At 51.8% G+C, this 22,356-nt stretch carries 21 protein-coding genes; 7 read left to right on the top strand and 14 right to left on the bottom strand.

What is annotated here, in order from left to right:
* Positions 1-75: 75 nt before the first annotated feature.
* The 10 genes from fbaA to tkt form a co-directional block, all read right to left on the bottom strand.
* Complete coding sequence (gene fbaA, locus FDW87_RS11785; RefSeq protein WP_003027029.1) at positions 76-1,155, bottom strand: class II fructose-bisphosphate aldolase; 1,080 nt, start codon at positions 1,153-1,155, stop codon at positions 76-78.
* An 88-nt stretch (positions 1,156-1,243) separates the two neighbouring features.
* Positions 1,244-2,407 carry a phosphoglycerate kinase gene (gene pgk / locus FDW87_RS11780; protein WP_003027032.1) on the bottom strand — a complete coding sequence of 388 codons (1,164 nt, stop codon included), beginning with the start codon at positions 2,405-2,407 and terminating at the stop codon, positions 1,244-1,246.
* Positions 2,408-2,446: 39 nt separating this feature from the next.
* On the bottom strand, positions 2,447-3,475 hold the full coding sequence (epd, locus tag FDW87_RS11775; protein ID WP_137379784.1) for an erythrose-4-phosphate dehydrogenase: 1,029 nt from the start codon (positions 3,473-3,475) through the stop codon (positions 2,447-2,449).
* A gap of 287 nt (positions 3,476-3,762) precedes the next feature.
* Entirely contained in the window at positions 3,763-4,473 is a 711-nt protein-coding gene (locus tag FDW87_RS11770) for a nucleoside/nucleotide kinase family protein (RefSeq protein ID WP_137379783.1), read from the bottom strand.
* Complete coding sequence (locus FDW87_RS11765) at positions 4,470-4,979, bottom strand: MltR family transcriptional regulator (protein WP_047414449.1); 510 nt, start codon at positions 4,977-4,979, stop codon at positions 4,470-4,472. Before FDW87_RS11765 ends, FDW87_RS11770 begins: the two co-directional genes overlap by 4 nt.
* A 15-nt stretch (positions 4,980-4,994) precedes the next feature.
* On the bottom strand, positions 4,995-5,966 hold the full coding sequence (gene glpX, locus FDW87_RS11760) for a class II fructose-bisphosphatase (protein WP_103928578.1): 972 nt from the start codon (positions 5,964-5,966) through the stop codon (positions 4,995-4,997).
* Positions 5,963-7,240, bottom strand: coding sequence for a zinc-binding dehydrogenase (locus FDW87_RS11755; RefSeq protein ID WP_016154383.1), 1,278 nt, complete (start codon positions 7,238-7,240; stop codon positions 5,963-5,965). Before FDW87_RS11755 ends, glpX begins: the two co-directional genes overlap by 4 nt.
* A gap of 24 nt (positions 7,241-7,264) precedes the next feature.
* On the bottom strand, positions 7,265-8,644 hold the full coding sequence (locus FDW87_RS11750) for a PTS mannitol transporter subunit IICB (RefSeq protein WP_016157435.1): 1,380 nt from the start codon (positions 8,642-8,644) through the stop codon (positions 7,265-7,267).
* 27 nt (positions 8,645-8,671) lie between these two features.
* The gene (gene cmtB, locus FDW87_RS11745; RefSeq protein WP_016157436.1) at positions 8,672-9,115 is read right to left on the bottom strand and encodes a PTS mannitol transporter subunit IIA; all 444 of its coding nucleotides are present in this window, start codon (positions 9,113-9,115) and stop codon (positions 8,672-8,674) included.
* 316 nt (positions 9,116-9,431) lie between these two features.
* Positions 9,432-11,423: a transketolase gene (gene tkt / locus FDW87_RS11740; protein WP_016154386.1), complete on the bottom strand. Its 1,992-nt coding sequence runs from the start codon at positions 11,421-11,423 to the stop codon at positions 9,432-9,434.
* Positions 11,424-11,702: 279 nt separating this feature from the next.
* Between tkt and FDW87_RS11735 the strand changes: the two genes are divergently transcribed.
* Entirely contained in the window at positions 11,703-12,461 is a 759-nt protein-coding gene (locus tag FDW87_RS11735) for a M48 family metallopeptidase (protein WP_016154387.1), read from the top strand.
* 111 nt (positions 12,462-12,572) lie between these two features.
* Here the strand turns inward: FDW87_RS11735 and speB are convergent, their stop codons facing one another.
* From speB to FDW87_RS23230, 4 genes are all read right to left on the bottom strand, one after another.
* Positions 12,573-13,493 (bottom strand): agmatinase, encoded by a 921-nt coding sequence (gene speB / locus FDW87_RS11730; RefSeq protein WP_016154388.1) that lies wholly within the window; start codon positions 13,491-13,493, stop codon positions 12,573-12,575.
* 142 nt (positions 13,494-13,635) lie between these two features.
* On the bottom strand, positions 13,636-15,612 hold the full coding sequence (speA, locus tag FDW87_RS11725) for a biosynthetic arginine decarboxylase (protein WP_016154389.1): 1,977 nt from the start codon (positions 15,610-15,612) through the stop codon (positions 13,636-13,638).
* A gap of 8 nt (positions 15,613-15,620) precedes the next feature.
* A complete protein-coding gene (gene yqgB / locus FDW87_RS11720; protein ID WP_049041971.1) occupies positions 15,621-15,752 on the bottom strand; it encodes an acid stress response protein YqgB in 132 nt (43 codons plus the stop codon).
* A gap of 91 nt (positions 15,753-15,843) precedes the next feature.
* Positions 15,844-15,981, bottom strand: a complete 138-nt coding sequence (locus FDW87_RS23230; RefSeq protein ID WP_269149342.1) for a hypothetical protein — start codon at positions 15,979-15,981, stop codon at positions 15,844-15,846.
* A gap of 538 nt (positions 15,982-16,519) precedes the next feature.
* On the opposite strand from FDW87_RS23230, the gene metK reads away from it, so the two are divergent.
* The 6 genes from metK to gshB all read left to right on the top strand — a co-directional run.
* A complete protein-coding gene (metK, locus tag FDW87_RS11715) occupies positions 16,520-17,674 on the top strand; it encodes a methionine adenosyltransferase (protein ID WP_003027071.1) in 1,155 nt (384 codons plus the stop codon).
* Between the two features lie 398 nt (positions 17,675-18,072).
* Complete coding sequence (galP, locus tag FDW87_RS11710) at positions 18,073-19,467, top strand: galactose/proton symporter (protein WP_016154390.1); 1,395 nt, start codon at positions 18,073-18,075, stop codon at positions 19,465-19,467.
* Between the two features lie 77 nt (positions 19,468-19,544).
* Positions 19,545-20,042, top strand: a complete 498-nt coding sequence (locus FDW87_RS11705) for a SprT family zinc-dependent metalloprotease (protein ID WP_016157438.1) — start codon at positions 19,545-19,547, stop codon at positions 20,040-20,042.
* Positions 20,043-20,136: 94 nt separating this feature from the next.
* Positions 20,137-20,844 carry a deoxyribonuclease I gene (gene endA / locus FDW87_RS11700; RefSeq protein ID WP_016154392.1) on the top strand — a complete coding sequence of 236 codons (708 nt, stop codon included), beginning with the start codon at positions 20,137-20,139 and terminating at the stop codon, positions 20,842-20,844.
* A 75-nt stretch (positions 20,845-20,919) separates the two neighbouring features.
* A complete protein-coding gene (gene rsmE / locus FDW87_RS11695; RefSeq protein ID WP_016154393.1) occupies positions 20,920-21,651 on the top strand; it encodes a 16S rRNA (uracil(1498)-N(3))-methyltransferase in 732 nt (243 codons plus the stop codon).
* 12 nt (positions 21,652-21,663) lie between these two features.
* A partial coding sequence (gene gshB / locus FDW87_RS11690; RefSeq protein WP_252363130.1) for a glutathione synthase occupies positions 21,664-22,356 on the top strand: 693 nt, incomplete at its 3' end.

Raw genomic sequence — 22,356 nt, 5'->3', positions numbered from 1 at the left:
GAAAAAGGAACCTGCGTTATGCAGTAAAAAAAATGGCTTCCCAAAGGAAGCCATTTTTACTGTCCGCAGACGGAATTACAGAACGTCAACCGCGTTCAGTTCTTTGAAAGCCTGTTCCAGACGGGTGATCATAGTTGCCTGACCAGCACGCAGCCATACGCGCGGATCGTAGTATTTCTTGTTCGGCTGATCTTCGCCTTTCGGGTTACCCAACTGACCCTGCAAGTAAGCTTCGTTTGCTTTGTAGTAGTTCAGAACGCCTTCCCAGGTAGCCCATTGGGTATCGGTGTCGATGTTCATTTTCACTACGCCGTAGCTTACGGAGTCTTTGATTTCCTGAGCAGTAGAACCGGAACCACCGTGGAAGACGAAGTTCAGGCTGTTATGCGGCAGGTTATGTTTCTTAGAAACATAGTCCTGAGAGTCGCGCAGGATGGTCGGGGTCAGAACTACGTTACCCGGCTTGTAAACGCCGTGTACGTTACCGAAGGACGCTGCGATGGTGAAACGCGGGCTGATTTTGCTCAGCTCGGTGTATGCGTAGTCAACGTCTTCCGGTTGGGTGTACAGTGCAGAAGCATCCATGTGGCTGTTGTCCACGCCGTCTTCTTCACCACCGGTGCAACCCAGTTCGATTTCCAGAGTCATGCCCATTTTGGACATGCGCGCCAGGTATTTGGAGCAGATTTCGATGTTCTCTTCCAGAGACTCTTCAGACAGGTCGATCATGTGAGAAGAGAACAGCGGTTTGCCAGTTGCTGCGAAGTGTTTTTCACCCGCGTCCAGCAGACCGTCGATCCACGGCAGCAGTTTCTTCGCGCAGTGGTCAGTGTGCAGGATAACCGGAACACCATAGTGTTCAGCCATCTGGTGAACGTGATGCGCACCAGAGATAGCACCCAGGATTGCAGCGCCCTGAGGAACGTCAGACTTCACGCCTTTACCCGCGATGAAAGAAGCACCACCGTTGGAGAACTGTACGATTACCGGCGCTTTAACTTTTGCAGCGGTTTCCAGAACGGCGTTGATGGAGTCGGTACCAACGCAGTTAACAGCTGGCAGAGCAAAGTTGTTTTCTTTAGCTACCTGGAAAACTTTCTGTACGTCATCACCAGTGATTACGCCTGGTTTTACGAAATCAAAAATTTTAGACATGTTGCGAGTCCTGTATCTTCGGCCTTGGAAAGGGGGCGCGCTCGACAGCGCGCTAATAATTGGGCAGGTTTCCCTGCCCATCAATGTCTTACTTTTTAGCACGCTCTTCGAGCATGGCTACTGCTGGCAGTACTTTGCCTTCCACGAATTCGAGGAATGCGCCGCCGCCAGTAGAGATGTAGGAGATTTTGTCAGCAATGCCGAACAGGTCGATTGCTGCCAGGGTGTCACCGCCGCCTGCGATAGAGAATGCTTCGCTGTCTGCGATAGCATTAGCAACGATTTCAGTACCTTTGCGGAAGTTCGGGAATTCGAACACGCCAACCGGGCCGTTCCACAGAATGGTTTTCGCATTCTTCAGAATGTCAGCCAGCTGCTGTGCAGAAGCGTCGCCGATATCCAGGATCTGCTCGTCTTCTTTTACATCGCTAACGGATTTAAGCGTAGCCGGTGCAGTTTCAGAGAATTCAGTCGCTACGCGAACGTCAGTCGGGACCGGGATATCGCAAGTCGTCAGCAGACGCTTAGCTTCATCAACCAGGTCAGCTTCGTACAGGGATTTGCCGACGTTGTGGCCTTGAGCAGCAACGAAGGTGTTCGCGATACCACCACCAACGATCAGCTGGTCAGCGATTTTTGACAGAGAGTCCAGAACGGTCAGTTTGGTAGAAACTTTAGAACCACCAACGATAGCCACCATCGGACGAGCAGGTTCTTTCAGCGCTTTACCCAGCGCATCCAGCTCAGCAGCCAGCAGCGGACCAGCGCAAGCTACGTCGGCGAATTTACCGATACCGTGGGTAGAAGCCTGCGCACGGTGAGCGGTACCGAAAGCGTCCATTACGAATACGTCGCACAGCGCAGCGTATTTTTTGGACAGTGCTTCGTCGTCTTTCTTCTCGCCTTTGTTGAAGCGAACGTTTTCCAGAACAACCAGTTCACCGGCAGCGACTTCAACGCCGTCCAGGTAATCTTTTACCAGGCGAACCGGAGCAGACAGTTTGTCTTTCAGGTAGTTAACAACCGGCAGCAGAGAGAATTCTTCGTTGTACTCGCCTTCGGTAGGACGACCCAGGTGGGAAGTTACCATCACTTTAGCACCCTGTTTCAGGGCCAGTTCGATGGTCGGCAGGGAAGCACGGATACGCGCATCGCTGGTTACTTTCCCTTCTTTAACTGGTACGTTCAGGTCCGCACGGATAAAAACGCGTTTACCAGCCAGATCCAGATCGGTCATCTTAATTACAGACATGGTGAATCCTCTCGTTGATTCATAAAGTTTTGTCGACGCTCAAGCGTCGAGCCTGAAACCAATAGCAGCCATCGCTAACGTTGTGTCGAGCATACGGTTAGCAAAGCCCCATTCATTATCACACCAGACCAGCGTTTTGATCAGGTGAGCGCCACTCACGCGCGTTTGCGTACCATCAACGATGGCGCTGTGCGGGTCGTGGTTAAAATCTACAGAGACCAACGGTAATTCCGTATAGTCAACTATACCATGAAATGCACCTTGTGCTGCTTTTTGCAGCAACTGGTTGACTTCACTGGCTTTTACTGGTTTTTTCACCGTCACGCTTAAGTCGATCGCCGTCACATTTATGGTCGGTACACGCACCGCAATCGCTTCAAAACGATCGTTAAACTGCGGGAAAATTCGCGTGATGCCCGCCGCCAGTTTGGTATCAACCGGAATAATAGACTGGCTGGCCGCTCGCGTGCGACGCAGGTCAGGATGATAGGCATCAATAACCTGCTGATCGTGCATCGCGGAGTGGATCGTGGTGACGGTACCAGACTCAATGCCGTAAGCATCATCCAGCAATTTAATGACGGGTATTATGCAATTCGTGGTGCAGGAGGCGTTGGAAACGATCCGGTGTTCAGCGCGCAGCTGATCCTGATTAACGCCATACACAACGGTTGCGTCGATGTCGTGACTACCAGGATGTGAAAAGAGCACTTTTTTTGCACCAGCGGCAATATGCGCCTCGCCGTGTTCGCGGTTGCCGAAAACCCCCGTACAGTCCAGCACAACGTCGACACTCAGTTCGCGCCAGGGAAGCGCATCGAGCGTTCGCTCATGCAGAATGCGGATCGCGTCATCGCCAACGATGAGCTGGTCACGTTCCTGACGAACATCCCAGACAAAACGTCCATGGCTGGTGTCATATTTCAACAAATGCGCCATGCCTGCAGCATCCGCCAGTTCGTTGATTGCCACCACGGTGATTTCCGCCCGACGCCCGGATTCATACAAAGCACGAACCACGTTGCGTCCGATGCGACCGAAACCATTAATCGCTACGCGTACGGTCATAGGTCTCCTGCAAGGATTTCTCAGAAACGATGTGGCAGACAGAGTAATGCAGCAAATCGCTCAGGGAAACCTTACCTGTCGCAAACTGCGACTAATTGGTTAATTGTCGAACATTTAATCGACTGAAACGCTTCAGCTAGAATAAGCGAAACGAGGAATAAAAGGAATGATTGTCCAGCCAAAGAAAACAGTTATCTGACATACATCACATTTTTCCCGCTGAGACCGGGGGAAATTATTCCAGTAAACCGTAATAATCATTACGGCTTAACAGGAATAATTGGCCTTCACGCAATCCGATATTCACCAGATTCCAGCATCTCCAGCGTCAGGTCACCAGGCAGACTCGCTTCCAGTACCCGACGAACATTCGGTCCGTCGGTACGCTCATAAAACGCTTCAGCGTCAGCTTGTGATAGTCCGCCCGCCAGTTTACGGCCTACCAGTCGTGTACGGAGCGCGTTGGCAGGTGCACGAATAAACAGCGAGTAATCACAAAACTCAGCTAACGCCCGCCACCTTCCATCATCGCGTAATAACCAGTTTCCTTCCACAATCACAATCGGCGCGGTCACTGTTATGGCCGCTTCTACCGGATCGTGTTTTTGCCGGTCGTACTGTGGCCAGGTGCCTTCCCCTTCCCTTATCAGACGTAGATTCTGCGCAAGCTTATCCACATCAAAGGTTTCCGGCGCACCTTTGTATGCTCGCAGGTTATGAGCATCCAGCCAGGTGTTGTAGTGATGGAAGCCATCCATCGGCAGCGTCTGGATCTCCGGCAGGCCAGGATCCTGACGGGAGAGATATTCCCAGAAGGTGGTCAGCGTCGATTTACCCGTACCAGGCGGTGCGCTGAGAAAAACGATCGTTCGTCGCTGCGGGTGAGTGGCGTGTATTTTTGCCAGTTGTTGTAATAACGGTTTGTGGACGTTCTCTATCTCATCATCACGGTAATGTGCTTCAACCTGTAGCCCATTCACCGTTAGTTTGATTTTCACGGCGTTAATTCCTTTAAAATCGCCGTCACTGCCAGTGTCATTGCCGTCTTGACCATTGCGCTAAAGCGCACTTCGGACCACGCAGCAAAGTCGGCAAATTTCATCGACTCCAGCGCACCGTAGAGCGTTGCGTTACGGGTGATACTGTTCACGTTGCTGACAAAATCCCAGGTAATGTCATCGGCAAAATCGGGGATATTATCCTGCTCGTTCAGGTACTGATAAAACTGAGAGAAATGGGTGATGTCGGCATAAAGCCATTTATCCATTTTTCCCAACGCATAAATCAGACGTAACGCAACGTCGATATCGTCAAGCGGTCCACTCTGGGCGAGTAACGGCTTCACTGCATATTCCACGATCTCTTCATCGTTATTAACGAACAGCGACGGTAAAAAGCGCTTAATGCCCTGGAGCAAAATGTTATGTGCCGTCGTCATAAACGAGAGTAAATTATTTTGAGCATCCAGTTGCTCAAGCACATCGTCTTCTGTCAGCGTCGTCATTCGTTTCTCGATAAATCACCATGAATGCAGAGAGTCTATTATATTACACGTTCGATCCGCGCCGCCGATCAGTAAAGTTTGCGTGCGCACACCATTCGCAACCTGTTGGATCCCTTTCACAAGATCGCCACCCGTGACTCCTGTCGCGCTGAAGAGGATCTTATTTCCCCCTACCAGTTCGTCCAGCGCGTAGATCCGGTTGATCTCAACGCCCATTTCCGCGCAGCGCTGATGTTCCTGTGCCGCAATCAGACGATTATCTGCGTTATTTCCTTTCGCTTCGCAAAAATCAATCAGTTCAGCCTGCATATCACCCCCCAGCGCTTTAACCGCACAGGCTGAAATAACCCCTTCAGGCGCGCCGCCAATGGTATACATCAGATCATAAGGATTCTCCTGCATACAGGCCAGCACGCTGGCGGCCACGTCGCCGTCGGACAGAGCAAAGACCTTGACGCCAAGCCGTGTCGCCTCGGCAATCGCTGGTTGAAGGCGCGGCTTATCCAGCGTCACCATCCGCAGTCGCTCCAGCGGTTTACCCAACGCCTCTGCCACATTACGCAGATTATCTGCCAACGGCAGCGCCAGATTAATCGCCCCTTTCGCAAACCGATTAACAACCAGTTTTTTCATGTACATATCAGGAGCGTGTAACAAACTGCCGCGAGGGGCAAACGCCATGACGGCCAGCGCATTGCTTTGCCCCATAGCCACCATTCGGGTTCCTTCGATAGGATCAACGGCGATATCTACCTCAGGTCCGGTGCCGGTTCCCACTTCCTCACCAATCCACAGCATCGGGGCTTGATCAATCTCCCCTTCGCCAATAACGATGCGTCCGCGAATGGCAATACTGTTCAATGCTTCCCGCATTGCCGTCACAGCCAGACCATCAATCTTGTTTTTATCGCCGCACCCGGTTTGCGGCCAGGCTGCCAGTGCAGCCTGCTCCGTGATACGAAATAGCGGCCATGCCAGCGACATCATATCGCCGCCTCCCCGATATCAACGCCAAAGTGTGCCAAAAGGTATTTTTCTGCCTTTTCATTCCAGATACCGTGCGTCTCCTCCACCAGTAGCGCCAGTTCTTTGAATAATGGGTCAGTTTTCCCTTTCTCGGCAAAATCAGCAATGGCGGTTAGTGGCATGGTAACGCCGTTATATATCAGCTTCTTACCGCCGGGGATCGCCGGTAAATTCAATACAGTTTCCGGAACGGCATCAAGACCGCCAATGTGCGTCACCATAAACGACGGTTGCAGTTGGCCAGTTGCACTGAGCGCAATGGCCTCTTTCATATCATCAGTTGAACCACCGGATGTCCCGACAACGTGAGTGCTGTTGTAGTGCACGTTATAAAAATTAAACGGCACTTTGAAGTTACTGTCCGTAGGGCCGGCAAAAAAATTCAGGCAACCATCTTCCGCGAGTAAATCATCAGCCATCTCAACAACTGCAGGCACTGCCGCATACACAAAGACATCATCAAAACCTGCGTCATGAGTTAACGCTCGCAGCATCGCTGTCGGAGAATCCATGCCAGTAGTATTCACATAGATGAGCTCAATCCCCTTTTCTGCCGCCAGCTCAACGGGCAACAGTTTTTTAGCCTGAGCCAGTCGTGCTTCATCAATGTCGACCACCACCACGCGCGACGGCTGAATATTCCCGTTAATGGCATAATCTATTGCACCAATACCCATCGGCCCGGCGCAGGCCAGAAGCGCAATGTTCCCCCCTGGCTTAATCCCCATGCGATGCTCATAAACGTAAGGAGTGGTATGAAAATTCGCGTTATACGCGCCAATAATGCAGCACATCGGTTCTGCCAATGAGGCGGCGGCAAAATAAGAGCCGTGGTAAGGCAAAACGCATCCCAGGTTAATCGCCACTTCCGGGATAATCATATATGTCGCATTGCCGCCAAAATATTCATAGCTGTATCCTGCTGAATATCCACTTGGCAATCCCATCGCGGGTTGCAACACAAAACGCTGACCTTTCTTATATTTATCCGTCAGGTTTTTTCCCACCTCAACAATAATACCTGCACATTCATGTCCGGTAATAACCGGATGATTTTCCAGATCGTCCGGTACGCGTTTATGATCGCTCCCCAATGCTGCTGCTTTCCAGGTGGACAAACAAACGCTATCGGATATTACGCTTACTAACAATTCATTATCTGTAATTGCAGGCAGTTCAAATTCGCGGATACGAATATCCTGCTTGCCATATATGGCAGCAACTTTCGTTTTCATATTCACTCCAAAAATAGAAGAAGGCTAGTTCGCAGTAATGCGTTTAAATAAATCATCCAACAATGGGTCACCAATATAGTTCTTAATCAGCACTAATGGCTTTTCACTTACACGTTTAACACGACCTTCAAGACTGGCATGGGTGACAATAATATCGGCATCTTGCGGAACGTTTTCGATAGCATAATGCGTCACAGTAATATTCAATCCCGCTTTCTCCAGACGCTTACGAAACGTGGTTGCCCCCATAGCACTGGAACCCATTCCTGCATCACAGACAAAAGCGACGCGTTTAATGTTTTTATAAGAGAATTTCCCTTCCTGCTTCATCGCTTTGACGGCTCTGGCTGATTCAGCAAAGTCATCTTCACTTTCTGTTTCAACGTTCTTTTCCATTTTCAGGATGACAGAGGTAATAACAAAAGTAACAACGGTTCCCGCGGTAACTCCTGCAATGGTCGCGAGGAAAGAACCTTTCGGCGTTAATGCCAGATAGGCAAATATGGATCCTGGGCTTGGCCCCGCAACTAACCCACCGTCCAGCAGGTGGAATACCCACGTCCCGGTCATTCCCCCGGCAATCATCGCGATCAGGGTCAGAGGCTTCATCAGCACATACGGGAAATACAGTTCATGAATACCACCGAGGAAGTGGATAATCATGGCGCCTGGTGCAGACTTTTTACTCATTCCTTTACCAAAGATAGCAAAGCCGAGTAACAAACCTAATCCCGGCCCTGGGTTAGATGCCACCATGAAGAAAATTGATTTTCCCGTTTCAGAAGCTTGCTGCATCCCCAACGGATAATACACCCCCTGATCGATAGCATTGTTCAGAAAGAGGATTTTTGCCGGCTCATTGATTACGGATAGCAACGGCAGATAGCCCGCATGAACCAACGCTTCAATACACTCCTTCACAAAATTATTGGCAATGAGAACCGCCGGGCCGATAACTTCAAACCCCAGCAAGCATAAAAGCATTCCCGCAATACCAAGAGAGAAATTATTGATAACCATCTCGAAGCCTGCAGGAATGCGTTTTTCCAGCAGACGGTCGATATGCTTAATCACCCAACCGCCAAGCGGCCCCATTACCATTGCGCCAAGGAACATCGGGATATCCGCGCCCACAATAACGCCAATAGAACCAATGCCCCCCATCACCGCACCGCGTTTCCCGCCAACCAGATGTCCCCCAGTGGAGCCAATCATGACGGGCAGTAAATAGGTAATCATCGGACCGACAATTTTGGCGAAATGCTCATTCGGCATCCAACCAGTAGGAATAAATAATGCGGTAATAAAACCCCAGGCAATAAATGCGCCGATGTTGGGAATGACCATTGCAGTCAAAAACCCACCAAAAGCCTGGACTTTGGCACGAGCAGACTTGTTTTCCATAATAATGTCCTGAAAGGAAACCGTTAATTATGCTTGAGCGATAATATCCGCCAATTGTTTTTCTGATTTAGCCGCTAACAAAGCGGTTAGTGCTTCCTCTTCACATAATAATTCGCTTAAGGCCTGAATAGCGCCAATGTGTGAATCAGCATTAGCCGCCGACAATCCGATTAATAATCTGATACCTTCATCATCTTCGGCAAATTTCACTTCCTGTTTGAGAAGCGTTAATGACATACCGGTTTTTAACGCGCCACACTCCGGTCGAGCGTGCGGCATGGCGACGCCTGGCGCTAAAATATAATAAGGACCATTGTTAATCGTTGAGTCTTTAATGGCCTGAATATAATCTGAATTGACATAATGATTGGCAAGTAAGGATGACATAGAAAAGTCAATTGCCTCCTGCCAGTTCTTTGCTGAATTTTTTATTGAGATAGATGATTCGGGAAAGTAATCAATCAGCCGCATACATTTTCCTTATTTTATTTTTAGGGTACGAGTTAGCGTTAAAAATAAAATACGCGCACGGCGAAATGAAATCAATCGAGGAGAAAACTACATACAGCGCAGAATGTTTTTTGGTGATGTCTTTAAAAACAATGGATTGAGAAAAGAAATATAAAAATCAACAGTAATAATGTGATTCAAGCTGCAAATATAAAACATCGCTAAATATCATATTTGTGATGCAAATCTACATTTTCGGGTTGCGCACGATCAAATAAATTTACTTACTTTAAAAAAACGGGCCGCATAAGCGACCCGTTTTCACCTGTAATCAAAATTACAGCAGTTCTTTTGCTTTCGCGACAACGTTGTCGACAGTGAAGCCAAACTCTTCAAACAGCAGCTCAGCCGGTGCAGACTCACCAAAGGTTGTCATACCAACGATAGCGCCGTTCAGGCCCACGTATTTGAACCAGTAGTCTGCGATACCCGCTTCCACTGCAACACGTGCGGAAACAGCTTTCGGCAGTACAGACTCGCGATAAGCGGCATCCTGTTTGTCGAACGCGTCGGTAGACGGCATGGAAACCACGCGCGCTTTAACGCCTTCAGCGGTCAGTTTGTCCCAGGCAGCCACAGCCAGCTCAACTTCAGAACCGGTAGCGATGAAGATCAGTTCCGGCTGACCGGCGCAATCTTTCAGCACGTAACCACCGCGCGCGATGTTCGCCAGCTGCTCTTCGGTACGTTCCTGCTGTGCCAGGTTCTGGCGGGAGAGGATCAGCGCGGTCGGACCGTCCTGACGCTCTACACCGTATTTCCATGCAACGGCAGATTCAACCTGGTCACACGGACGCCAGGTGCTCATGTTCGGGGTCACACGCAGCGAAGCTACCTGCTCTACCGGCTGGTGAGTCGGGCCATCTTCGCCCAGACCGATGGAGTCGTGGGTATAGACCATCACCTGACGCTGTTTCATCAGCGCAGCCATACGCACCGCGTTACGGGCATATTCCACAAACATCAGGAAGGTGGAGGTGTACGGCAGGAAGCCACCGTGCAGAGAGATACCGTTAGCGATAGCGGTCATACCGAATTCACGTACACCGTAATGGATGTAGTTACCGGCAGTATCTTCATTGATAGCTTTAGAACCAGACCACAGAGTCAGGTTACTTGGTGCCAGGTCAGCGGAGCCGCCGAGGAATTCAGGCAGCAGAGGACCAAACGCTTCAATCGCGTTCTGAGACGCTTTACGGCTGGCGATTTTCGCCGGGTTAGCCTGCAGCTTAGCGATGAACTCGTTCGCTTTTGCGTCGAAGTCAGACGGCATTTCACCTTTCATACGACGGGTGAATTCAGCGGCTTCCTGCGGGAAGGCTTTCGCATAAGCAGCGAACTTCTCGTTCCATGCAGCTTCTTTTGCCTGGCCTGCTTCTTTCGCATCCCACTGCGCGTAGATTTCAGACGGAATTTCAAACGGCGCGTATTTCCAGCCCAGCTGTTCGCGGGTCAGTGCGATTTCTGCATCACCCAGCGGCGCACCGTGAGAGTCGTGGGTACCAGCTTTATTCGGGGAACCGAAACCGATGATGGTTTTGCACATCAGCAGGGACGGTTTGTCGGTCACAGCGCGAGCTTCTTCAACTGCGCGCTTAATCGCGTCAGCATCGTGACCATCAACGCCACGAACCACGTGCCAGCCGTAAGCTTCGAAACGCTTAGCGGTGTCATCGGTGAACCAGCCTTCAACGTGGCCATCGATAGAGATGCCGTTGTCATCGTAGAACGCTACCAGTTTACCCAGCTTCAGCGTACCGGCCAGGGAACATACCTCGTGAGAGATACCTTCCATCATGCAGCCGTCGCCCATGAAAGCATAGGTGAAGTGGTCAACGATGTCGTGACCAGGACGGTTAAACTGCGCCGCCAGCGTTTTTTCGGCGATAGCCATACCCACAGCATTCGCAATGCCCTGACCCAGAGGACCGGTAGTGGTTTCAACACCCGCGGTGTAACCCACTTCCGGGTGACCCGGCGTTTTGGAATGCAACTGACGGAAGTTCTGCAGCTCGGACATCGGCAGATCGTAGCCGGTGAGGTGCAGCAGGCTGTAAATCAGCATGGAGCCGTGGCCGTTGGACAGCACGAAGCGGTCACGGTCAGCCCAGGACGGGTTAGTCGGGTTGTGGTTCAGGAAATCACGCCACAGGACTTCGGCAATGTCAGCCATACCCATCGGGGCACCCGGGTGACCGGATTTGGCTTTCTGTACTGCGTCCATGCTCAGCGCACGAATAGCATTGGCAAGCTCTTTACGTGAGGACATTTTGACTCCAGATCGGATAATGAAGGCTGAGCCCTTAACGACTTGACGACAGCGCGTTTTGGGCTACGCCGGAAAAAAGTGCCAACAATGTAACCCAAGCCGCGTGTCATGTACATGGAGCATCCTTTTACCGCTTCAGAAATCTCTGGATCATGCGCGCAAGTTGCGCAATCTTCTCGCCCGCTGAATGTTCTTTTCTTTATACTTAGGCCGAGCGTCGGTTTACCTGCAAACGACGCATTTTTTAGAATAATCCTGACTTTGTGCGGAAGAGAAAAAATGAAAATTCGCGCTTTACTGCTTGCTACGAGCATGGCGGCGGCATTGACCGGCTGCCAGAACATGGACTCAAACGGACTGCTTTCTTCTGGCGCAGAGGCTTTTCAGGCCTATAGTCTGAGCGATACTCAGGTAAAAGCGCTGAGCGATCAGGCCTGTAAAGATATGGACAGCAAGGCTACTATCGCCCCTGCCAGCAGCGAGTACGCAACGCGTCTTGGCAAAATCGCCGCCGCGCTTGGCGACAACATTAACGGCCAGCCGGTGAACTACAAAGTCTATATGGCGAAAGATGTGAATGCCTTTGCCATGGCGAACGGTTGTATCCGCGTGTACAGCGGCCTGATGGATATGATGACCGATAACGAAGTCGAAGCGGTGATCGGCCACGAAATGGGCCACGTCGCGCTGGGTCATGTGAAAAAAGGCATGCAGGTCGCGCTGGGCACTAACGCCGTACGTGCAGCAGCGGCTTCCGCTGGCGGCATTGTCGGCAGCCTGTCGCAGTCGCAATTGGGCGATCTTGGCGAGAAACTGGTGAACTCGCAGTTCTCCCAGCGTCAGGAATCCGAAGCAGATGATTACTCGTATGATTTGTTGCGCAAACGTGGGATCAATCCGGCAGGACTGGCCACCAGCTTTGAGAAACTGGCTAAACTGGAAGCAGGACGCCAAAGCTCAATGTTTGACGATCACCCGGCATCTGCAGAACGTGCGCAACACATTCGCGATCGCATGAGCGCAGACGGGATAAAATAATCCTCGAACAGTGCCGGATGGCGGCGTGAGCGCCTTATCCGGCCTACAAATTCAGCAATAATGTAGGCCGGACTAGCGTCAGCGACATCCGGCAAAATAGTCCGAAACCCGTTATTCGCCTTTCTTCGCCGCCTGGATATACAGCATTTCCAGTGCCAGCGTAGCCGCCGCCAGCGCGGTGATCTCTGACTGATCGTAGGCCGGAGCCACTTCCACCACATCCATCCCGACGATATTCAGATCTTTCAGACCACGTACCAGCTTGATCGCGCGATCGGAAGTCAGACCGCCAATCACGGGCGTACCGGTTCCTGGAGCAAACGCCGGATCGAGGCAGTCGATATCAAAGGTCAGATACACCGGCATATCACCAACAATCTGCTTAACCTGGGCGATGATGTCATCTACGCCGCGATCGTTCACCTGGCAAGCATCCAGCACGGTAAAGCCGTTATCTTTGTCGAACTCTGTACGAATACCGATCTGCACAGAGTGATTCGGATCGATCAGACCTTCGTTCGGCGCAGTGTAGAACATGGTACCGTGGTCGAATTCACAGCCGTTAGCGTAGGTGTCGGTGTGGGCATCAAAGTGCACCAGCGCCATTTTACCAAAGTGTTTAGCGTGCGCGCGCAGGAGCGGCAGCGTGACGAAGTGGTCACCGCCGAAAGAGAGCATGCGCTTACCAGCAGAAAGCAACTTCTCAGCATGCGCCTGCAGTTTTTCACTCATTTCACGGGCATCACCGAACGCATAAACCAGATCGCCGCAGTCCACCACGTTCAGGCGCTCGCGCATATCGAAGTCCCACGGGAAGCGATTGTGTTCCCACGCCAGGTTAGTGGAAACCTGACGGATCGCAGCCGGACCATGACGACCGCCCGCGCGGCCAGACGTTGCCATATCAAACGGTACGCCGGTGATCACCCAATCGGCGTCGCTGTCGTACGGCATGAAGTTCATCGGCAGACGCAAAAAACCAAAGGCGTTAGAAACCAGGGAGTTGTCGTATTGATGACCTAAGGTGCTCATGTACTGACCTCTTTTAAAATCGGTGAAAAAAAATCCCCTCCGCGTCGTTAAGCCCGACGAGGAAGGGATTGATTTACGTGACTACTTGTATAGGCGAATTATCGCCGTTAATTTGCTCAGGTTCAAGCGAACCCCAACAGCATTACTCGTCTTCGAGATAGGTATATCCGTACAGTCCTGCCTCAAACTCTTCGAGGAACTGCTGCTGCAACTCGGTATCCAGATCGGTGTTTTTCACCTGGTCACGGAACTGAGTTAGCAGGGTGTTCGGATCCAACTGCACGTATTGCAGCATATCCGCCACGGTATCCCCTTCGTCAGACAGCTCAACTTCCACGCTGCCGTCAGGGAAGACGAACACGTCAACCGCTTCGGTATCACCGAACAGGTTGTGCATGTTGCCAAGGATCTCCTGGTACGCCCCCACCATAAAGAAGCCCAGCATCGGCGGGTTCTCAGGGTCGTATTCCGGCATCGGCATGGTGGTCGCAATGCCGTCACCATCAACATAGTGGTCGATAGCGCCATCAGAGTCACAAGTGATATCCAGCAGCACCGCACGGCGCTCAGGAGCCTTGTTCAGCCCTTCCAGCGGCATCACCGGGAACAGCTGATCGATCCCCCACGCATCCGGCATCGACTGGAACAGCGAGAAGTTGACGTAAATCTTATCCGCCATACGCTCCTGCAACTCGTCGATAATCGGACGGTGCGCGCGGTTGCTCGGGTCGAGTTGTTTTTGCACATCGTGACACATGTTCAGATAGAGCTGTTCTGCCCACGCGCGTTCCTGCAGGCTAAAGGTGCCTGAAGAGTACCCAACGTGAATATCGTGCAGATCCATCTGGCTGTCGTGCAGCCATTCACGCAGCGAACGACGGGTTCCCGGCTCATGCATCTCTTGCCAGGTTTCCCACATGCTTTGCAGGGCACGCGGCGCATCGTCAGCCGGAGGCGTTGCTTCGGTATGCTCGCTACGCTCAACGCCGATAATGTTAGACACCAGCACGGTATGATGCGCGGTAACAGCGCGACCGGATTCGGTAATTACCGTCGGGTGCGGCAGACCGTGCTCTTCACAGGCGTCGCCAATGGCCCAGATGATGTTGTTCGCGTATTCGTTCAGGCCGTAGTTTACGGAGCAGTCAGACTGCGAACGGGTACCTTCGTAGTCCACGCCCAGGCCACCGCCCACGTCGAAGCACTGGATATTTACGCCAAGCTTGTGCAGCTCAACGTAGAAACGCGCCGACTCACGTACGCCAGTGGCAATATCACGAATGTTCGCCATCTGTGAGCCGAGGTGGAAGTGCAGCAACTGAATACTGTCCAGACGACCGCGCTCGCGCAGCATTTCTACCAGTTGCAGCACCTGGTTTGCCGCCAGGCCGAATTTCGATTTCTCTCCGCCGGAGGACTGCCATTTGCCGGACCCTTGCGACGCCAGACGCGCACGCACGCCCAGACGCGGAACAACATTCAGTCGTTCAGCTTCATCCAGCACGATAGCGATTTCAGACATCTTCTCGATGACCAGATAGATCTTATGGCCCATCTTTTCGCCAATTAGCGCCAGGCGGATGTATTCGCGGTCTTTATAGCCGTTACACACGATCACGCTGCGGGTCATTCCGGCATGAGCCAGAACGGCCATCAGTTCAGCTTTAGAACCGGCTTCCAGCCCCAGCGGTTCGCCGGAGTGGATCAGCGATTCAATCACGCGACGGTGCTGGTTAACCTTGATCGGGTAAACGAGGAAATAGTCACCGTTGTAGCCGTAAGACTCACGGGCGCGCTTAAACGCGGCGTTAATCGAACGCAGACGGTGTTGCAGGATCTGCGGGAAGCAGAACAATGCAGGCAAACGCTGGCCCTGCGCTTCACGGGCTTTCACCAACTCAGCAAGGTCAACGCGCGCTTCTGGTACGTCGGGATCCGGGCACACGCTGATGTGGCCCAGTTCATTGACGTCATAGTAGTTATTACCCCACCAGGCAATATTGTAAGTACGCAGCATCTTGCTGGCTTCCTGGGAACTCATTGCAACCTCCTGCATGGAGCGTAGTACACCGTGTTCGCCTGCTGACGAAGGCGAACCCAAAGAAATGTCGTCAGACATAGCGAACCTCAAATTTTATTAACAAGTGTAAAACAGTTGACTACTATCGCAATCCGAAGACGCGATAACAACCCAAATACAGGCAGAATTTCCAGCAGATAGTGCTGACGCTCCGACTGTGCGACCGGTTTCTTTTTCATATCAATGTAAACACGTAACCGAACTTAATGCTGACGGTTCGGCGAAACCACGAGAAAACTCTTGTTTACCAAGAGCGCCCTTGTTCAGTTCTTAGTGACCGTTGCCAGCCCTGGAGTCCTGAGAAGCGCCGAGATGGGTATAACATCGGCAGGTATGCAAGATGCAGATTGCGGGGGACATATGTACACCAGAGCGGTGCGACAGATTCAGCAGAATACAACGGTTCATTATCTCGTATCACCTCCACGGTTGCTCCTGACGGAACGAACCCACAAGCCAAAGCTAAAGTTTTAACCCGGCTGGAAGTGGCAACACGATGAAAACGTCGTGTGCTTTTTTGTCTATCCTCAATAAATCGAGTTGCGGGAAGGCGGCAACGCAGTGAATCCCCGGGCGCTTACAGGAGTAAGTGACTGGGCGAGTATTGCCAACGCACATGCAACTTGAAGTATGACGGATATGAGCCGCGCGCCGCGTTTTATACCGACAACAGTACGAAAAAGCAAAAGATAAATACGCGCATTGCCAGCACCGTCAGGAAAAATTTCCAGTTACATTTTCAGTACAATGCGAGCTCAATCAAAAAAAGCTGGAAATCAGGCGCAGAACCGACTTAAAATAGCCGTCCAGATGTTAATCCATCTATACCGATTAACACTCAGACTGCCAGTGTCCGTCATCTGCAGACTCATGGTAGAATCTTCTACACATGGCTATTCCACTCGACAGTTTGAGCTAACTACATTCTCCTTAGGTGAAATTAAATATGGCAAAACACCTTTTTACGTCCGAGTCCGTATCAGAAGGGCATCCTGACAAAATCGCTGACCAAATCTCTGATGCCGTGCTGGATGCAATCCTGGAGCAGGATCCGAAAGCACGCGTTGCCTGCGAAACCTACGTCAAAACCGGCATGGTTTTAGTTGGCGGTGAGATCACCACCAGCGCATGGGTTGATATCGAAGAGATCACCCGTAACACGGTTCGCGAAATTGGCTATGTGCATTCCGACATGGGCTTTGATGCCAACTCTTGTGCGGTACTGAGCGCGATTGGTAAACAGTCTCCGGACATCAACCAGGGTGTTGACCGTGCGGATCCGCTGGAACAGGGCGCAGGCGACCAGGGTCTGATGTTTGGTTATGCAACCAACGAAACCGACGTGCTGATGCCAGCCCCGATTACCTATGCTCACCGTCTGGTGCAGCGTCAGGCTGAAGTGCGTAAAAACGGCACCTTATCCTGGCTGCGCCCGGATGCAAAAAGCCAGGTAACCTTCCAGTATGACGACGGTAAAATTGTCGGTATTGATGCGGTTGTTCTGTCGACTCAGCACTCTGAAGATATCGATCAGAAATCGCTGCAAGAAGCCGTTATGGAAGAGATCATCAAGCCGGTACTGCCGACTGAATGGCTGACAGCTTCAACCAAGTTCTTCATCAACCCAACCGGTCGTTTCGTTATCGGTGGTCCAATGGGTGACTGCGGTCTGACGGGTCGTAAAATCATCGTTGATACCTACGGCGGCATGGCCCGTCACGGCGGCGGCGCATTTTCTGGTAAGGATCCGTCTAAAGTTGACCGTTCCGCAGCTTATGCAGCCCGCTACGTAGCGAAAAACATCGTTGCCGCTGGCCTGGCTGACCGTTGTGAGATTCAGGTTTCCTACGCAATCGGCGTGGCTGAACCGACCTCTATCATGGTGGAAACGTTCGGTACTGAAAAAGTGCCTTCAGAACAGCTGACCCTGCTGGTGCGTGAGTTCTTCGACCTGCGCCCGTATGGCCTGATTCAGATGCTGGATCTGCTGCACCCGATTTACAAAGAAACCGCCGCTTACGGTCACTTTGGTCGCGAACATTTCCCATGGGAAAAAACCGACAAAGCCGCCCTGCTGCGTGAAGCTGCCGGTCTGAAGTAATTCCCCGACGGCTCAATGCTTATGAAGACCAGCCTCGTGCTGGTCTTTTTTTATGTCATTTGCTCTCCCATCCCCCATCGCTATAACCACGCTAATTTCATTTGCTTCAATAACAAATGAAAGCGATTACATAGCACGGTATTTCTATCCACCTTGAATTCACATCTCTTCGTTACCAGCATTGCATCACTGTTACATCATATTTCAGCATTGTCTTAAAATCAGCCAATCAACTTTATTCTATAATAATAAATAATGTTAACTTTCAACTCATTAAACAATAATCCACATGAATGCCAGTGTAACCGATTACACTAATGTGATGTGATTCGCATTTTTTTACCCCGTACTCACCTACCCTTAACATCAACAAAACTAGCTACCCAACGGAGGGCATCATGCCTGACAATAAAAAAACGGGGCATTCCAACAAAGCCATGACATTTTTTGTCTGCTTCCTGGCAGCCCTGGCTGGATTACTTTTTGGCCTGGATATCGGTGTTATTGCCGGTGCTTTACCATTCATCACCGACGAGTTCCAAATTACCCCACACACTCAGGAATGGGTGGTGAGTTCCATGATGTTTGGTGCGGCAGTGGGCGCCGTCGGCAGCGGTTGGCTCTCCTTCAAACTGGGGCGTAAAAAAAGCCTGATGATCGGCGCAATCCTGTTTGTTGCCGGTTCGCTGTTCTCCGCCGCAGCGCCAAACGTTGAAGTGCTGCTGGTTTCCCGCGTGCTGCTCGGCCTGGCAGTCGGCGTTGCGTCTTATACCGCACCGTTGTACTTGTCCGAAATCGCCCCGGAAAAAATTCGCGGCAGCATGATTTCTATGTATCAGTTAATGATCACTATCGGTATTTTAGGTGCGTATCTTTCCGATACGGCGTTTAGCTACAGCGGCGCATGGCGCTGGATGCTGGGCGTGATCATCATCCCTGCCCTGTTACTGCTGGTTGGCGTCATCTTCCTGCCGGACAGCCCGCGTTGGTTTGCGGCTAAACGTCGTTTTGTCGATGCCGAACGCGTTCTGTTGCGTCTGCGTGACACCAGCGCTGAAGCCAAACGCGAGCTGGATGAAATTCGTGAAAGCCTGCAAGTGAAGCAGAGCGGCTGGGCGCTGTTTAAAGAAAACAGCAACTTCCGCCGCGCGGTATTCCTTGGCGTCCTGTTACAGGTGATGCAGCAGTTCACCGGGATGAACGTCATTATGTATTACGCGCCAAAAATCTTTGAGCTGGCGGGTTACACCAACACCACCGAACAGATGTGGGGGACCGTTATTGTCGGTCTGACCAACGTGCTGGCAACCTTTATCGCCATTGGCCTGGTTGACCGCTGGGGCCGAAAACCTACGCTGATCCTCGGCTTTATCGTCATGGCCGTCGGTATGGGCGTGCTGGGTACAATGATGCACGTGGGTATTCACTCGCCAGCCGCACAATACTTCGCTGTCCTGATGCTGCTAATGTTTATCGTTGGCTTTGCGATGAGCGCCGGTCCGCTGATTTGGGTACTGTGCTCTGAAATCCAGCCGCTGAAAGGTCGCGATTTCGGCATCACCTGCTCTACCGCAACTAACTGGATTGCCAACATGATTGTCGGCGCAACCTTCCTGACGATGCTGAACTCGCTGGGCAGCGCCAACACCTTCTGGGTCTACGGTGGCCTGAACGTACTGTTCATCTTCCTGACCCTGTGGCTGATCCCTGAAACTAAAAACGTCTCTCTGGAACACATTGAACGTAACCTGATGAAAGGTCGTAAACTGCGCGAAATTGGCGCACACGACTAATCTCGTTAGGCTTCCTCCCCCGTGGGAGGGAGCCTTCCTCTTGCAGTCCCTTCCCTGTCGCACTATCCTCTGGCGTTATGAAAACCTCCCGTCTCCCGATCGCCATCCAGCAAGCCGTTATGCGCAGCCTGCGGGAAAAACTCGCTCAGGCCAATCTCAAGCTCGAACGCCAATACCCGGAACCAAAGCTGGTTTACCAACAGCGCGGAACCGCCGCGGGTACCGCGTGGCTACAAACCTACGAAATTCGTCTTAATCCAGTTTTGCTGATGGAGAATGTTGACGCGTTCGTTAACGAAGTGGTGCCCCATGAACTGGCGCATCTACTGGTGTGGAAACACTTTGGCCGCGTACCGCCGCACGGGAAAGAGTGGAAATGGATGATGGAGAGCGTGCTGGGCGTACCGGCCCGGCGCACGCATCAGTTTGAGCTGCAATCCGTGCAGCGTAAGACCTTTACATACCGCTGTAAGTGTCAGGAACACCAACTGACCGTCCGCCGCCATAACCGCGTTGTACGCGGCGAAGCCACCTACCGCTGCGTTCACTGCGGTGAACCGCTGGTTGCAGAATAATCTTCAGAATTATCAGGAACTTTTCTGATCTAACTGATTGCATACAGGAATGACTTTCGCTACGTTGCGGGCTCGTTTTGACACGGAGTTCGTGATGTACCGTAATCTTTCTTTTGCTGCGGCCCTGTTAGCCGCTGCGTTTTCAGGCTCGGTTTTAGCCGAAGGCATCAACAGTTTTTCTCAGGCAAAAGCAGCGGGTGTTAAAGTTAACGCCGATGCGCCAGGCGATTTCTATTGCGGATGTAAAATTAACTGGCAAGGAAAAAAAGGGGTCGTTGACCTCGAATCCTGCGGCTATAAAGTGCGAAAAAATGAAAACCGCGCCAGTCGAATTGAATGGGAACACGTTGTCCCCGCCTGGCAATTTGGTCATCAGCGCCAGTGCTGGCAGGACGGAGGGCGTAAAAACTGCGCTAAAGATCCGGTCTATCGCAAAATGGAAAGCGATATGCATAACCTGCAGCCCGCGGTGGGTGAGGTCAATGGCGATCGCGCAAACTTTATGTACAGCCAGTGGAACGGTGGCGAAGGCCAATATGGACAATGCACCATGAAGGTTGACTTCAAAGAGAAAGTTGCCGAGCCGCCAGCCCGCGCCCGTGGCGCCATCGCGCGTACCTATTTTTACATGCGCGACCAATACAACCTGACGCTCTCCCGCCAGCAAACTCAGCTTTTTAATGCCTGGAATAAGCAGTATCCGGTCACCGATTGGGAGTGTGAGCGCGACGAACGCATTGCGAAGGTACAGGGGAACCATAACCCCTATGTGCAACGCGCTTGCCAGGCGCAAAAGAGCTAACCTACACTAGCAGCAATATTTTTTAACCATGCCCTGGCCTTTTGCAGCCCAGGGCCATGACGCGGATGTTTAACTATGCGCATTCCTCGCATTTATCACCCTGAGCCACTCACTTCCGGCAGCCAAATTTCACTGTGTGAAGATGCAGCCAACCATATCGGCCGCGTACTGCGTATGGGGCCAGGCCAGGCGCTACAGCTGTTTGATGGCAGCAATCAGGTATTCGACGCCGAAATCACCCACGCCAGTAAGAAAAGCGTGGACGTGAAGGTGCTTAACGCTGAACTCGACGATCGAGAATCGCCGCTGCACATCCACCTGGGCCAGGTGATGTCGCGGGGTGAAAAAATGGAATTTACTATCCAAAAATCGATTGAACTGGGTGTAAGCCTCATTACGCCACTTTTTTCTGAGCGCTGCGGCGTTAAACTGGACAGCGAACGCCTGAACAAGAAGCTCCAGCAGTGGCAGAAAATCGCCATTGCCGCCTGCGAACAGTGCGGTCGTAATCGGGTGCCTGAAATTCGCCCGGCGATGGATCTGGAAGCGTGGTGCGCCGAACAGGATGAAGGTCTGAAACTGAACCTGCATCCCCGCGCCAGCGCCAGCATCAATACGCTGCCGCTCCCGGTGGAACGCATCCGCTTGCTGATTGGCCCCGAAGGTGGGCTGTCGGCAGATGAAATTGCCATGACCGCACGGTATCAGTTTACTGATATTCTGTTAGGACCTCGCGTTCTGCGTACTGAGACAACTGCGCTCACCGCCATCACCGCGCTACAGGTGCGTTTTGGCGATCTGGGCTAACGGAGAAGAACAATGATCAAGCTCGGCATCGTGATGGATCCCATCGCAAGCATCAACATCAAGAAAGATTCCAGCTTCGCTATGCTGCTGGAAGCGCAACGTCGCGGTTACGAAATTCATTATATGGAAATGGCCGATCTCTATCTGATCAACGGTGAAGCCCGCGCCCGTACGCGTACCCTGAGCGTAGAGCAGAACTACGACAAATGGTATGAGTTCAATAGCGAGCAAGATCTCCCGCTGGCAGATCTGGACGTCATTCTGATGCGTAAGGATCCGCCGTTTGATACCGAGTTCATCTACGCAACCTATATTCTGGAACGTGCAGAGGAGAAAGGGACGCTAATCGTTAACAAACCGCAGAGCCTGCGCGATTGTAACGAGAAGCTGTTCACCGCATGGTTTGCCGACCTGACGCCGGAAACGCTGGTCACGCGTAACAAAGCGCAGCTGAAAGCCTTCTGGCAAAAACACAGCGACATCATTCTCAAACCGCTGGACGGCATGGGCGGTGCATCTATTTTCCGCGTGAAGGAAGGCGATCCGAACCTTGGCGTTATTGCCGAAACGCTGACCGAGCACGGTACCCGTTATTGCATGGCGCAGAACTATCTACCGGCAATTAAAGACGGTGATAAACGCGTGCTGGTGGTCGATGGCGAACCCGTTCCGTACTGCCTGGCGCGTATTCCACAAGGCGGCGAA

The sequence above is a fragment of the Citrobacter sp. wls826 genome (genome assembly GCF_005281245.1).
Lineage (GTDB): Bacteria > Pseudomonadota > Gammaproteobacteria > Enterobacterales > Enterobacteriaceae > Citrobacter > Citrobacter braakii.
The sequence above is the reverse complement of the archived record's forward strand: the minus strand, read 5'-3'. Positions and strand labels throughout refer to the sequence as shown.

Excerpts from the sequence above, each read along its gene's own strand:
- metK (WP_003027071.1), top strand. The coding sequence starts at position 16,520 with ATGGCAAAACACCTTTTTACGTCCGAGTCCGTATCAGAAGGGCATCCT.
- galP (WP_016154390.1), top strand. The coding sequence starts at position 18,073 with ATGCCTGACAATAAAAAAACGGGGCATTCCAACAAAGCCATGACATTT.
- fbaA (WP_003027029.1), bottom strand. The coding sequence starts at position 1,155 with ATGTCTAAAATTTTTGATTTCGTAAAACCAGGCGTAATCACTGGTGAT.
- yqgB (WP_049041971.1), bottom strand. The coding sequence starts at position 15,752 with ATGAAAAAGAAACCGGTCGCACAGTCGGAGCGTCAGCACTATCTGCTG.
- tkt (WP_016154386.1), bottom strand. The coding sequence starts at position 11,423 with ATGTCCTCACGTAAAGAGCTTGCCAATGCTATTCGTGCGCTGAGCATG.
- FDW87_RS11765 (WP_047414449.1), bottom strand. The coding sequence starts at position 4,979 with ATGACGACGCTGACAGAAGACGATGTGCTTGAGCAACTGGATGCTCAA.
- glpX (WP_103928578.1), bottom strand. The coding sequence starts at position 5,966 with ATGATGTCGCTGGCATGGCCGCTATTTCGTATCACGGAGCAGGCTGCA.
- FDW87_RS11735 (WP_016154387.1), top strand. The coding sequence starts at position 11,703 with ATGAAAATTCGCGCTTTACTGCTTGCTACGAGCATGGCGGCGGCATTG.
- speA (WP_016154389.1), bottom strand. The coding sequence starts at position 15,612 with ATGTCTGACGACATTTCTTTGGGTTCGCCTTCGTCAGCAGGCGAACAC.
- FDW87_RS23230 (WP_269149342.1), bottom strand. The coding sequence starts at position 15,981 with ATGAACCGTTGTATTCTGCTGAATCTGTCGCACCGCTCTGGTGTACAT.
- endA (WP_016154392.1), top strand. The coding sequence starts at position 20,137 with ATGTACCGTAATCTTTCTTTTGCTGCGGCCCTGTTAGCCGCTGCGTTT.
- epd (WP_137379784.1), bottom strand. The coding sequence starts at position 3,475 with ATGACCGTACGCGTAGCGATTAATGGTTTCGGTCGCATCGGACGCAAC.
- FDW87_RS11755 (WP_016154383.1), bottom strand. The coding sequence starts at position 7,240 with ATGAAAACGAAAGTTGCTGCCATATATGGCAAGCAGGATATTCGTATC.
- FDW87_RS11705 (WP_016157438.1), top strand. The coding sequence starts at position 19,545 with ATGAAAACCTCCCGTCTCCCGATCGCCATCCAGCAAGCCGTTATGCGC.
- pgk (WP_003027032.1), bottom strand. The coding sequence starts at position 2,407 with ATGTCTGTAATTAAGATGACCGATCTGGATCTGGCTGGTAAACGCGTT.
- speB (WP_016154388.1), bottom strand. The coding sequence starts at position 13,493 with ATGAGCACCTTAGGTCATCAATACGACAACTCCCTGGTTTCTAACGCC.
- cmtB (WP_016157436.1), bottom strand. The coding sequence starts at position 9,115 with ATGCGGCTGATTGATTACTTTCCCGAATCATCTATCTCAATAAAAAAT.
- FDW87_RS11750 (WP_016157435.1), bottom strand. The coding sequence starts at position 8,644 with ATGGAAAACAAGTCTGCTCGTGCCAAAGTCCAGGCTTTTGGTGGGTTT.
- rsmE (WP_016154393.1), top strand. The coding sequence starts at position 20,920 with ATGCGCATTCCTCGCATTTATCACCCTGAGCCACTCACTTCCGGCAGC.